We start from the raw sequence: 12522 nt of genomic DNA, 5'->3' as shown, positions 1-12522 counted from the left end.
GTATTAATTTGCAGTGGCCAGAAGTTCTTCCTCCAATTTTTGTCTTTGAAGTCTTCTCTTTTTTCTGCTTGGCATTTTTTCATGCAGGTACTGGAAGATCACATACATTACAGGAATAATGAAAATCCCGAATACCACTCCTGTAAACATTCCTCCTACGGTACTGATACCGATAGAGTGGTTACCCTTTGCAGCAGCTCCCTGCGTCCAAACCAGTGGAAGCATACCGATAATAAAGGCAAATGAGGTCATCAGAATAGGTCTCAAACGTAATCTTGAAGCCTGAAGGGCTGATTCAATCAGTGTTTTTCCTGCTTTTCTTCTCTGAACGGCAAATTCTACAATCAGGATCGCATTCTTTGCTAACAATCCGACCAGCATGATCAGTCCTACCTGAACGTATATATTATTGTCAATTCCCGCTAATCCTGTGAAAGCAAATACTCCGAAAATCCCGGTAGGAACTGTAAGAATTACAGCAAACGGAAGGATATAACTTTCATACTGGGCAGCCAGTAAGAAATACACAAATAGTATACTTAACATGAATACAAATGCGGTCTGACCACCTGTTTTGATTTCCTCACGGGTAATTCCTGTCCATTCATATCCGAAACCTCTCGGAAGCGATTTCTGAGCCACTTCTTCTACAGCTTTAATAGCATCTCCGGTACTGTAACCAGGTTTTGGAGTTCCGTTAATGGTTACAGCGTTGAAAAGGTTATTTCTGGTCACCGTTTCCGGCCCGAAAGTTCTTTTCAACGTGACCAAAGTCTTTACAGGAACCATTTCACCTAAATTATTTTTAACATAAATTCCTTCCAGAGAGTTCGCATCCGTACGGTAAGGGATATCTGCCTGGGCCATTACTCTGTAATATTTCCCGAACCTGTTGAAATCTGAAACAAAGCTACTTCCGTAATAGATCTGCATAGTCTGCATCAATTCTGTTATAGAAACACCTAGCTGATTGGCTTTATCCGAATCTACATCAATGGTGTACTGTGGATTTCCGGCAGCATAGGTGGTGAATGCAAACGCAATTTCCGGACGTTTCATCAGTTCCCCGATGAAGGCCTGAGTGGTTGTTCCCAACTGTTCAAAAGAACCGTTCGTTTTATCCTGAAGCATAAATTCAAACCCGGAAACGTTACCAAATCCCTGTACTGTCGGGAAATTGAAGAAGAACGCGTTAGCATCTTTTACCTGCGCAACTTTTCCTGTCAAGGTTGCTGCAATCTGATCCGGATCTTTCATTTCCCCACGGTCTTTATAGTCTTTAAGCTTAATGAAACCTGCAGAATAAGGAGAGGCATTGGCATTACTGATAAAGTTCATCCCATCGGCTACCCAAAGGTGATTCATGGCTTTTTCAGCATTTACAATTTTATCAATCTGTTCAGTTGCTCTGTTCGTTCTGTCCAGTGAACTTCCCGGAGGCGTATTCACGGCATACAGAACAAATCCCTGGTCTTCTGTCGGAATAAATCCTGTAGGCGCTTTATTAATCAGGAAAATACTTGAGGCAATGATAAGAGCAAGACCTCCAACTGCAACCCACTTGTTTTTAATTAAAAACTTAAGGCTGTAAATATATTTTCTGGTCATATTGTTAAAGGCTACATTGAATGCATTGAAGAATTTCGCTCCAAAACCTTTTTTCTGACCGTGTTCGCCATGTTCTCCCTGAGGATCATTCAGGAATAAGGCACATAAAGCCGGGCTTAATGTCAATGCATTTACTGCTGAGATCATGATTGCAATGACCAAAGTAAAGGCAAACTGTCGGTAGAAAACCCCTGCTGGACCCTGCATAAAACCAACCGGAATAAATACGGCACACATGACCAACGTAATGGAAATAATGGCACCGGAAATTTCACTCATGGAATTTGTAGTGGCTTGCTCAACAGGCATTCCTGTCTGTTCCATTTTGGAATGGACGGCTTCTACCACCACGATGGCATCATCCACCACAATACCGATGGCGAGTACCAATGCAAACAGGGTCAGCATATTGATGCTGAATCCGAACAGCTGCAGGAAGAAGAAGGTACCGATAATGGCTACAGGAACTGCAATCGCAGGAATCAATGTAGATCTGAAATCCTGAAGGAAAATATACACCACAATAAATACCAGTATAAATGCAATTACCAAAGTTTCAACTACCTGATGAATAGAAGCATCAAGGAAGTCTTTGGAGTTGTACATAATGATCGGCTTTACCCCTTTTGGAAGGGTAGTGGAGAACTGATCTACCTGTTTTTCAATTTCAGTCAGAATTTCATTCGCATTGGAACCTGCAGTCTGAAGAATAGCAAAACCTGCTACAGGTTTACCATCCACTCTGTTGGCTGCCGTATAAGTATAGGAACCGAATTCTACTCTTGCTACGTCTTTTAATCTTAAAAATGAACCGTCATTATTGGCTTTAATAGCAATGTTTTCGTAGTCTTCGTTTTTGTTTAATTTACCTTTATACTTTAGAATATATTCGTACGTTTCCTTACTTCCCTGGCCAAGACGTCCCGGAGCAGCTTCAAGGTTATGATCTTTGATGGCCGCCATTACTTCCTGTGGAGAAAGATTATTGGCTGCTAATCTGTCTGGCTTTAACCAGATTCTCATCGAGTAATCCCTCGTTCCGAAAACCTGGGCCTGGGCAACACCCGGAATACGCTGTATCTGAGGAATGACATTGATCTTAAGATAGTTTTGAAGAAACAGCTCGTCATACTGCTTAGGATCATCACTTGACAGTCCCATGAACATGATCATACTGTTCTGTACTTTCTGTGTAGATATTCCGGCCTGAACGACTTCCTGAGGAAGCTGGCTCATGGCTTTAGATACACGGTTCTGAACATTGACTGCAGCATTATCTGCATCTGAGCCCTGTTTGAAGAACACGCTCAGGGTCATGGTACCGTCATTACTTGAGTTGGAGGTCATGTAGGTCATATTCTCAACCCCGTTTACTGCTTCTTCAATAGGAACGGCAACGGAACGGGCTACAACCTCCGCATTGGCACCCGGATAAAATGCGGTTACCTGAACGCTTGGAGGTGCAATATCCGGAAACAGCGTGATCGGCAGGTTGAAAACCGAAAGTGCTCCCAGCAACAGCAGTATGATGGAGATGACCGTTGATAATACCGGTCTTTCTATAAATTGTTTTAACATAAGAAGTTTATTTTTTTAAGTCTTCTGTATATGGAATAGATTATAAAGGTTTAGCTCTCAATAAGCTGTCAGATGAAATAGCTTTCGGCTTGATAGAAGCTCCGTCCTTCAGGTTTCCGATTCCGGTGTATACGATTTTCTCTCCAGGAGAAAGTCCTTCAGAAATAAAATAATAGCTTTCGGTTTTTCCTGAGATTTTTACCGGTTTGCTGGTTACTTTGTTGTCTTTGCCTAAGATATAAACATAGGTTTTATCCTGAATTTCAAAAGTGGATTCCTGCGGAATAACAACAGCATTGGAAAGCATCTGAGGCATACGCACTCTTCCTGTATTTCCGGTTCTTAAAGAGCCTTTTGCATTAGGGAAAACTGCACGGACGGTGATAGCTCCGGTGGTTTTATCAAACTGTCCGTCTACAATACTCATTTTACCTTTTTCAGGGTAAGTACTGTTGTCTGCAATTACCAGGTCTACCATTGGCATATTCTTCAGCTTTTCATCTAAAGTCGCTCCGGGATATTTATTCTGAAACGCAATGAAATCCAGTTCACTTAAAGAGAAATAGGCATAAATTTCACTGATATCCGATAATAACGTCAACGGGCTGGGATCTGTTCTTGAAATCAGGCTTCCTTTTTTGTAAGGAATTCTCCCGATATATCCGCTTACCGGTGCTGTAATGGTGGTAAATCCTACATTGATCTTAGCGCCTCCTACAGATGCTTTTGCCTGTGATGCGGCTGCTACGGCTGCTGCATAATTAGCTTTGGCGGTTTTCATCTGTACATCGGAAACAACTTTTGCTTCTACCAGTGGCTGAAGTCTGTCAACTTCCACTTTGGCCTTCTGGATATTGGCATTGGCCACCTGCAAATTGGCCTGAGCCATATTCATTTGCTCGCCATACGCTCTTGAATCTATTTTAAATAAAGGCTGTCCGGCTCTTACATACGAGCCTTCTTCCACGTAGATCCTGTCCAGATACCCATCTACCTGAGATCTGATCTCTACGTTGTTTTTACCCTCCAGTGCGGTAGGAAATTCCTGATATGTTGTAGCTGGAGAGGTGATCACGGTGTAAACCGGAAGCTCCGGAGCAGGCGGTGCTGCATTGGAACCTTCTGCTGCTTGGGTACAGTTCTGCAAAAGGATAATACTTGATATAAGTACGATAAACCTTATTTTTCCAGGTATTTTCATTGTTGGTTTAATTTTTTTAATGAAGTGTTAGATTTAAGTAATAATGTTCTTTAAATAAATTCTGTTATTTTTTCTAACGGTGTTAATGATTAGTTCAAAAAAATTCCAAAATTTTAAGGAGTCAGGTCGTCATTTTCATAATAGCGGCTGTTTTTAATGTTGAATTTATATAGAAGTGAGGTGTATTAAGTATGTGTTAATTTATCTAACAGTGTTAACTGAATGTGAAAGATGTTCTGAAATTTGAATGATAGTTTCCATGATGAATTTTTAGTTTTTAAGCGAATATTTATTGATATTCAAATGTTATATTTCCTAACGGTGTTAATTTTCAGTTCAAAAAAAATTTACAAAGACTTAACGAAAGCAGATACTGTTTCGTCCAAAGTCGTTTTATTCATTGTAGAAGGGATATCCGTATTTCTCATCATCATAATGGAGATCAGTCCATGCACCGCTGAAAATAAGGCGTGTGACATATGGCAGGCATTGTCAGGATTGGATCCGTTCTTCTTAATAATGTTGTAGGTACATTCATAAATAAGATCCTGGAATGATGAAAACTCTTCTTTCATCTGACCCTTTCCGCTGCACTGCATTCCCAAACCGAACATCAGCTGATAGTATTCCTTATTTTTAAAAGCAAAATTCCAGTAGGCGTCTACTATGGCAATAAGCTGCTCTTCAGGAGTATCAAATTTTCTCTGTGCTTTTAAAAGCTCTATGTGAAGGCAGTGAAAGCCGTTCAGAGAAATTTCATACAAAATTGCTTCCTTGTTTTCAAAATAGTCATAGACTACAGGAGCACTGTACTCAATAGCATCTGCAATCTTACGCATTGATAGTGAAGCCCAGCCCTCTGTTTTAGCCAAACCGAAAGCTGCCTGCAAAATATTTGCACGGATGGATTCTTTCTCTCTTTGACGACGTTCATGTAGGCCCATGATTTTTATTTACTAACAGTGTTAGCAAAACTACAAACTTTTTAATATATCTTCCAAATAATATTTGATAATTAACATTTAACGTAAGTTTATAAATTCCCGAATTGGCTTTATATTAAAAGAAACTTTATCTTTGCGGATAAAGAAAATAAAGGATATGAATACTCCCTCTAATATGCTGGCTTTAGGAACCAAGGCTCCGTTTTTTGAGCTTCCGAACCCTTCAAAGACCAACGAGATCCAATCTCTGGAAGACCTGAAAGGTGAAAAAGGAACACTGGTGATCTTTATGTGCAACCATTGCCCGTTTGTTCTTCACGTAATCGACAAGATCAACGAGCTGTATGAAGATTATAATGAAAAAGGGATTGAGTTCATTGCGATCAATGCCAATGATGTAGAAAAGTATCCGGCCGATGCTCCGGAAAAAATGATAGAATTCCAGATCGAGAGAAATTTTGATTTTCCTTATCTGTACGACGAAAGTCAGGCTGTTGCCAAAGCTTACGATGCTGCATGCACGCCGGACTTCTATTTTTTTGATGATAAACTGGATCTGATCTACAGAGGGCAAATGGATGATTCAAGACCTGGAAACAATAAAGATGTAACCGGGGAAGATCTGATCATCGCTTTTGAAAATCTTTTGCTGGGGGAACCTCAGGAAGAGATCCAGAGACCGAGCATGGGCTGTAATATCAAATGGAAGTAATACAATGAATGGTTGAATATTTTAACCGTCATATATAAGTATAAAGCTGTTCTTTTTTAAGAGCAGCTTTTTTTATCCTTGGCAAGGTTCAAAACCTTGCCAAGGATAATAGTATTTTTAAAAGCTAGCTTTTAATTTAACCTCATTCTCAACCTTCAAATCTACACTCACCTTATTATGAGAATAGTTTTTAATAAATTCCGAAGGTGTCTTTTCGGTATATTTTTTAAACATCCTGTTAAAATAAGTTACATTATTAAATCCACAGCTGTAGCTGCACTCTGAGATGCTCTTATCCTGAGCCATCAGCAGACAGGCCTTATTAATACGGTACCGGTTTACAAATTCCGTAAAAGTGATCTGGGTAGCCTTTTTGAAAAAGTTGCAGAAGGCCGGAAGCGTAAGGTTGGCGAGTTTTGCTACTTCTTCAATGTTGATTTCCTGATCATAATTATGTTCTACATAAGTAAAGATGTTTTCCAGTCTTGTTTTGTTTTTTGAGATAATGGTGTACGGCATAATTTCTTTGTTCAGAAGATCATAATCCTTACATTTTGAAAGCTCGAATAAAATTTCCAGAAGGAGCAGATATCTTTTATAACCTTCAGATTCCAGCATGAGTTTCAGCTTGGGAAGCATTACTTTTTTAGTTTTATGATGAAATTGGATTCCATATTTAGAAAGTTCCAGAAGATTTTTAATAGACCGGGCTTCCACTTCCTGCTGGGGAAACTGAAGAATCTCTTCTCTGAACTGCAGGACAATTTCTTCATGTGGGTCTGTAGAATTTAATCCAAAACCTGAATGTGGAATATTGGAGCCGATCAAAACCAGGTCCCCGTTTGTATAGTTGCTTTTATGATACCCAACGTGACGGGTCCCGTTCCCGGAAACAATACATACAAGCTCAATTTCGGGATGGTAATGGTATTCCCATTTGAATTCTGAGATCGGCGAATTATTGTGCAGGGTACGGAAGGAGCTCTTTTCGTCCGGAGTTATTCTTTCGAAACTGACTTTCATTTAATTAATCGTATTTATCCAATAAAAATACTAATTATATTAATATAGTTCAAATATTGATTTATTGTGTTAAATTAATGTTAACCGAAATGCTTCTATCTTAGCCGACAAGAAATGATCTCCATGAAAAATTTCAATATTAAAGCTGTATTATTTTTGAATTATTTTGTTTTCGCGATTCTTTTGAATTCCGTGGGAACAGTTATTCTGCAGGTGCAGCAGAATTTCGGGATCTCAAAATCTTCAGCCAGTATTCTGGAAGGATTTAAGGATCTGCCGATTGCCATATGCTCATTTATCCTGGCTTCATTTTTGCCTAAAATAGGGATTAAAAATTCGATGCTGATTGCCCTTTTCATGGTAAGCTGCATGTGTTTTGTGATGCCTTTTGCGAATGATTTCTGGTTTTTCAAATTATTATTTACCATTGTAGGAATTTCATTTGCTTTAATAAAGATCTCTGTTTTTACTTCTATTGGTCTTGTTACCGATACCGATAAAGAACATTCGAGCTTTATGGGCTTTCTGGAAGGGTTTTTTATGATTGGTGTATTGGCAGGAAATGTCCTGTTCAGTTTATTCATTGATGATCACAATCCAAAATCTACCCAGTGGCTGAACGTATATTGGGTATTGGGGACGCTTTCTGCATTGTCATTTTTGTTTTTATTCTTTTCAAAATTAAATGAAAGCGAAGCCAGGAGCGAGAAAACCGATTTACTGGGAGATCTTAAAAACAGTATAAGTCTGTTCAGTTATAAGAAAGTATTATTTTTCCTCTTGTGTGCCTTTTTATTTGTATTGGTAGAACAGAGTTTCCAGACATGGACTCCTACTTTTTATAAAGAAATTTTAAAACTTCCGACTTCAATGAGTATCCAGGCCGGGGCAGTTTTGGCCGGAGCTTTTGCACTGGGAAGATTTTTATCGGGCTTTTTCTCTAAGAAATTCAGCTGGATCTATGTGGTGTCTTTCTGTGTGATCGGTTTTGCAATCAGTATCATTCTGGTTCTGCCATTAACTCATAATATTAAGATTGATGAAGGAACAGGCTGGTTTAATGCTCCGCTTGTAGTGTATGTATTTCCTTTAATGGGAGGTTTGCTGGCACCGATTTATCCGAGTATCAATTCTGTGATCCTGGCCTCCATTCCAAAATATTTACACAGTGCAATGTCCGGCCTGATCGTAGTTTTTTCTGCCATTGGAGGTACAATTGGTTCCATGATCACAGGTTTTGTTTTTCAGGAATTCAGTGGACAAGAGGCATTTTATCTTTCGCTTATTCCGCTTTCACTGCTGATCATTTCGGCTATTATCATGAATAAATTAAAAATAAATCCTAAGAAATAATAATGAATAAACAGCTTTACATAAAGGAAATCCAGGCTCTTTTTGATGATGTACAGAGAGCTCAGATCTTTGAGGACCAGAAGATGATGACAGATGCTGTTCCAATGTTTCCTGTTTCGGAGATCAATGCGGACTATGCAAAGAAAAAGGGAGATGAAGGATTTAGCCTGAAAGATTTTGTGATGGCCAATTTTGATTTTCTGGGAGCAAAAATATCAATCCAGAGGGAAGATCAGCTACCTATTGGGCAACATATTGAAAAGCTTTGGGATGAACTGACCCGGACTGCTTACGAAGAAAAAGGAACATTATTAAAACTTCCGAAGCCGTATATTGTCCCGGGAGGCCGTTTCAATGAATTCTTCTATTGGGACAGCTATTTCATTATGCTTGGGCTGCAGGTTTCCGGGAGAACAGAAATGATGGAAAATATTGTAGAGAACTGTTCCTATTTAATTCAAAATGTAGGATTTGTTCCCAATGCGAGCAGAACTCATTTCCTGAGCCGTTCACAGCCGCCATATTTTTCGCTGATGCTGGATCTTCTTTTTGAAACAAGCAATGACGAGAAAATTTACACCCAATATCATGATACTTTAGAAAAAGAATATGCTTTCTGGATGAACGGGGAAGAGTGGCTTGACAATGATTCCAGTGTAAAAAGAGTGGTAAAAACGAAGAACGGAGATATCCTGAACCGTTATTATGATGCAGAAAATGCACCCCGCCCTGAAAGTTATCTGATCGATATTGAAGACAGCGAAAATGCCGGAGCGGAATTTTACAGAAATATAAGAAGTGCCTGCGAATCCGGCTGGGATTTTTCCAGCAGATGGTTTGCAGACGGAGAACATATACAGACTATAGAAACACTGAATATTGCAGAAGTAGATCTGAACAGCCTTTTATGGCATTTGGAGAAAACACTGGCAAAATCTTCAGCGCTTTTGAACCTGGCAGATAAAGAAAATTATTTTACTGAAAGAGCAGCAGGACGCAGACAGATGATCAATACCTACTTTTGGGATGAAAATACTGAATGTTATAAAGATTATCATTTAAAAAAACACAAAAACACACCGTCTGAACATATTGCTGCTCTTTACCCTTTATTTCTCGGACTGGCAGACCAGGCACAGGCAGAATCCGTTGCTAAACATATTGCTGAAAAATTTCTTTATCAGGGAGGTCTTGTAACCACCACAAAGAAAACCGGCCAGCAATGGGATCTTCCGAATGCATGGGCTCCGTATCAGTGGTTAGGCTTTAAAGCCATGAAAAACTACGGCTTTGATGAACTGGCTGAGAAGATAAAAAACAACTGGTGCGGGAATGTTGAAAGGGTATACAGCAACACCGGAAAATTAATGGAAAAATACAACGCGCTAGACACTGAAACCATTGCGGGAGGCGGAGAATATCCGAATCAGGATGGATTCGGATGGACAAACGGGGTCTATCTCAAATTAAAACAAAACTAACTATATAAAAATCATGCTATGAAAAAAAGATCGATATTTTTAATGGCTGCCACCGCTACGCTTTACTTTAACAATGCGTATGCCCAGGAAACCCCTCAGGATTCAGTCAAAACGTCTTCTATAGACCAGATTGTTATTACCGGGAACTCCGGCCCGAAAAAGAAAATAGAATCCAGTACGGCTATTTCTACCTTTACGGCAAAAGAGATCCAGAAACAAAATCCTATCAGTGCTGCTGCATTACTGCAGAGAGTTCCGGGGTTTGCCGTGGAAACGTCAGGTGGTGAAGTAGGAAATAACCTTTTTGCGAGAGGTATTCCTTCCGCAGGAGCTTATGAATTTGTACAGGTTCAGGAAGACGGACTACCGGTTTTTGAGGACGGAGCACTTCAGTTTGCGAATGCTGATAACTTTTTCCGTGTGGATAATACGGTAAGCCGCCTGGAAGCCCTGAGAGGAGGATCCGGTTCTATCTATGCAAACAACTCGCCGGGAGGTTTGATTAACTTTATTACTAAAGAAGGAAGCAATGACTTTAAAGGGACGGCTAAACTTGAAACCAGTACCTATGGACTGATGCGTACAGATGTGAATGTAGGCGGCGCATTGGTTCAGGATAAGCTTTTCTTTAACGTTGGCGGATTCTACAGAACAGATAATGGAATCAGAAAGACAGGGTTCAGAGCCAACAACGGCGGACAGATCAGAATGAATCTTAAGTATGTCTTTGATAAAGGCTATGCTAAAATCTATTATAAAAAATTAGACGATAGAAATACTTTCTTCCTTCCGATCCCTTTAACTCAAAATGGAAATGATCTGAAGGAATTTTCCGGCTTTGATGCCAATTACGGAACATACAGCTACAGAGCTATCAGCCAGCTAAATATTCCACAGGCCGGAGGTGGTTTTTTCAGTAGAAATCTGGAAGATGGAATTCATCCGAAGGTTGATGTCTTAGGTGCTGAGTTCAAATATGATCTTGGAAATAATTTCTCTGTTTTAAACAAAACGAGGTATACCAATATCAATATGAATTATACAGGGATTTTCCCTGCAGGAGGTCCCGCAACAGCGGCTAAATTTGCGAGCGATAACGGAATTACAGGAAACAATTATCAATATTCTGCAGTAGGTAGCGGAGCGGTAGTCAATCCCGCTTTTGTTCAGGAACTGGGATTCTGGGCTATTGATAAGCAGATGAATAATTTTGTGAACGATTTGCAGTTCAATTATAAATTTGACAAAGGAAATGTAACGGCAGGTTTCTACAAATCAAACTGGAAATCTCATCAGTATTGGAACTGGAGTAATGTTTTGGCAACAGCAACAGATAAACCGGTACTTCTTAATTTGGTAGATACTTCTCTCACTCCAAATTCTGTAGGCTATTCTAAAACGTATAATGGAGTTACAGACATGTCTTTTTTGTTAAGAGATTCTCAGGTTCAGGGAAGTTTGAATGATCTGTATGCAAATTTTGATTATAACGTTACAGATAATTTGAGTATTAATGCAGGGCTTCGTTATAGCAGGGATTTCTACAAGGGATATTCGGTTAATACAACAACTGCAAATCTGAATAATTCTGGTTTAACTACTGATGGAACCCATAGTTTCGCTACAACAACTGCAGATGATAATATGAGTGTTTTAGGAAATAAATACAACTACTGGAGTTATGATATTGATAAGGTTTCTTATACATTGGCCACAAACTATAAAATTAACAAGGAAAATGCTGTTTATGCTCGTTTCTCTCACGGATTCAGATCACCAAATGAAGAAGCTTACTACAATTACTTCACCACTCCTAATCCGGATCAGCCTTTAAAACCGGTATTGACTAATCAGGTGGAAGTAGGTTACAAATATTATTCACGTACATTCGATGTTGCAGTAATTCCTTTTTATTCAACACTTAAAAACCTGTCATTTACAGATGTATTTTCCAATGGAACGTCAGAAAATACTTTTGCCAATACCAAAAACTATGGAGTTGAGCTGGAAGGATATGCAAGATTGTTTAATAATATGTTAGAGCTTACTTTCAACGGAACTATTCAAAATCCAAAATACAGCGGGTTAGAAGAAGGAAGTCTTTTGGAGGGAAATGTGGTAAGAAGAATGCCAAAGATCTATTTTAATATTTCACCAGCTGTAAATATTACAAAACAGTGGAGAACATATGTAAGCTATAACTACTATGGAAAACGTTTTCAGGATCAGCTGAATGTTCAGACTTTACCGTCATTCAGTGAATTTGGAGCCGGAACTTCTTATCAGTTGGGAAAAATCCGTTTTGCAGTAGATGGAACTAATATCTTTAATACAATTGGTATTACAGAAGGGGATCCAAGAGCAGGTTCTCCAACCGGAGACGGAACTATTATGGCAAGACCTATTATGGGAGCAGCTGTGAGAGCGTCCATCACACTAGATTTCTAAACTTATATTTTCTTCATAAAAAACCGCCGGGAAATTTTCCCGGCGGTTTTTTATTTTTGTTGAAGAGAACAGAGAGGTAGGAATCAAGATTTCTGACATGAGATTATAGACATGAGACTTTTCGCCGGTGAATTTTAATAAAAGTTTCAGGGGAACTAGCAACTGTCAACCGGC

The 12522-nt window shown here is 39.2% G+C and carries 8 protein-coding genes; 4 read left to right on the top strand and 4 right to left on the bottom strand.

Annotated elements, in window-relative coordinates; translation table 11 throughout:
* Positions 1 to 3: 3 nt before the first annotated feature.
* From AC4IFE_RS17555 to AC4IFE_RS17545, 3 genes are all read right to left on the bottom strand, one after another.
* Positions 4 to 3186 carry an efflux RND transporter permease subunit gene (locus AC4IFE_RS17555; RefSeq protein ID WP_490758437.1) on the bottom strand — a complete coding sequence of 1061 codons (3183 nt, stop codon included), beginning with the start codon at positions 3184 to 3186 and terminating at the stop codon, positions 4 to 6.
* Positions 3187 to 3226: 40 nt separating this feature from the next.
* Positions 3227 to 4387: an efflux RND transporter periplasmic adaptor subunit gene (locus AC4IFE_RS17550; protein ID WP_490758436.1), complete on the bottom strand. Its 1161-nt coding sequence runs from the start codon at positions 4385 to 4387 to the stop codon at positions 3227 to 3229.
* Between the two features lie 347 nt (positions 4388 to 4734).
* Positions 4735 to 5331, bottom strand: coding sequence for a TetR/AcrR family transcriptional regulator (locus AC4IFE_RS17545; protein ID WP_111960491.1), 597 nt, complete (start codon positions 5329 to 5331; stop codon positions 4735 to 4737).
* A gap of 157 nt (positions 5332 to 5488) precedes the next feature.
* Here AC4IFE_RS17545 and AC4IFE_RS17540 point away from each other — a divergent pair, with 157 nt between their 5' ends.
* Entirely contained in the window at positions 5489 to 6043 is a 555-nt protein-coding gene (locus tag AC4IFE_RS17540; protein ID WP_490758435.1) for a thioredoxin family protein, read from the top strand.
* A 117-nt stretch (positions 6044 to 6160) separates the two neighbouring features.
* Here AC4IFE_RS17540 and AC4IFE_RS17535 read toward each other — a convergent pair whose 3' ends face one another.
* Positions 6161 to 7066 (bottom strand): AraC family transcriptional regulator, encoded by a 906-nt coding sequence (locus tag AC4IFE_RS17535; protein WP_490758434.1) that lies wholly within the window; start codon positions 7064 to 7066, stop codon positions 6161 to 6163.
* 123 nt (positions 7067 to 7189) lie between these two features.
* On the opposite strand from AC4IFE_RS17535, the gene AC4IFE_RS17530 reads away from it, so the two are divergent.
* From AC4IFE_RS17530 to AC4IFE_RS17520, 3 genes are read left to right on the top strand one after another with little or no spacing between them, the layout of a single operon-like run.
* A complete protein-coding gene (locus AC4IFE_RS17530) occupies positions 7190 to 8419 on the top strand; it encodes an MFS transporter (RefSeq protein WP_490758433.1) in 1230 nt (409 codons plus the stop codon).
* Positions 8420 to 8421: 2 nt separating this feature from the next.
* The gene (locus AC4IFE_RS17525; RefSeq protein WP_490758432.1) at positions 8422 to 9900 is read left to right on the top strand and encodes a trehalase family glycosidase; all 1479 of its coding nucleotides are present in this window, start codon (positions 8422 to 8424) and stop codon (positions 9898 to 9900) included.
* A gap of 18 nt (positions 9901 to 9918) precedes the next feature.
* Positions 9919 to 12348, top strand: a complete 2430-nt coding sequence (locus AC4IFE_RS17520) for a TonB-dependent receptor (RefSeq protein ID WP_490758431.1) — start codon at positions 9919 to 9921, stop codon at positions 12346 to 12348.
* Positions 12349 to 12522 lie beyond the last annotated feature (174 nt).

This window comes from Chryseobacterium sp. UF-81 (genome assembly GCF_058245105.1).
Note: the sequence above shows the minus strand (reverse complement) of the source record. Positions and strands in the feature narration are given on the sequence as shown.

Coding starts and splice junctions, on each gene's coding strand:
- AC4IFE_RS17555 (WP_490758437.1), bottom strand. CDS start 3,186: ATGTTAAAACAATTTATAGAAAGACCGGTATTATCAACGGTCATCTCC.
- AC4IFE_RS17550 (WP_490758436.1), bottom strand. CDS start 4,387: ATGAAAATACCTGGAAAAATAAGGTTTATCGTACTTATATCAAGTATT.
- AC4IFE_RS17545 (WP_111960491.1), bottom strand. CDS start 5,331: ATGGGCCTACATGAACGTCGTCAAAGAGAGAAAGAATCCATCCGTGCA.
- AC4IFE_RS17540 (WP_490758435.1), top strand. CDS start 5,489: ATGAATACTCCCTCTAATATGCTGGCTTTAGGAACCAAGGCTCCGTTT.
- AC4IFE_RS17535 (WP_490758434.1), bottom strand. CDS start 7,066: ATGAAAGTCAGTTTCGAAAGAATAACTCCGGACGAAAAGAGCTCCTTC.
- AC4IFE_RS17530 (WP_490758433.1), top strand. CDS start 7,190: ATGAAAAATTTCAATATTAAAGCTGTATTATTTTTGAATTATTTTGTT.
- AC4IFE_RS17525 (WP_490758432.1), top strand. CDS start 8,422: ATGAATAAACAGCTTTACATAAAGGAAATCCAGGCTCTTTTTGATGAT.
- AC4IFE_RS17520 (WP_490758431.1), top strand. CDS start 9,919: ATGAAAAAAAGATCGATATTTTTAATGGCTGCCACCGCTACGCTTTAC.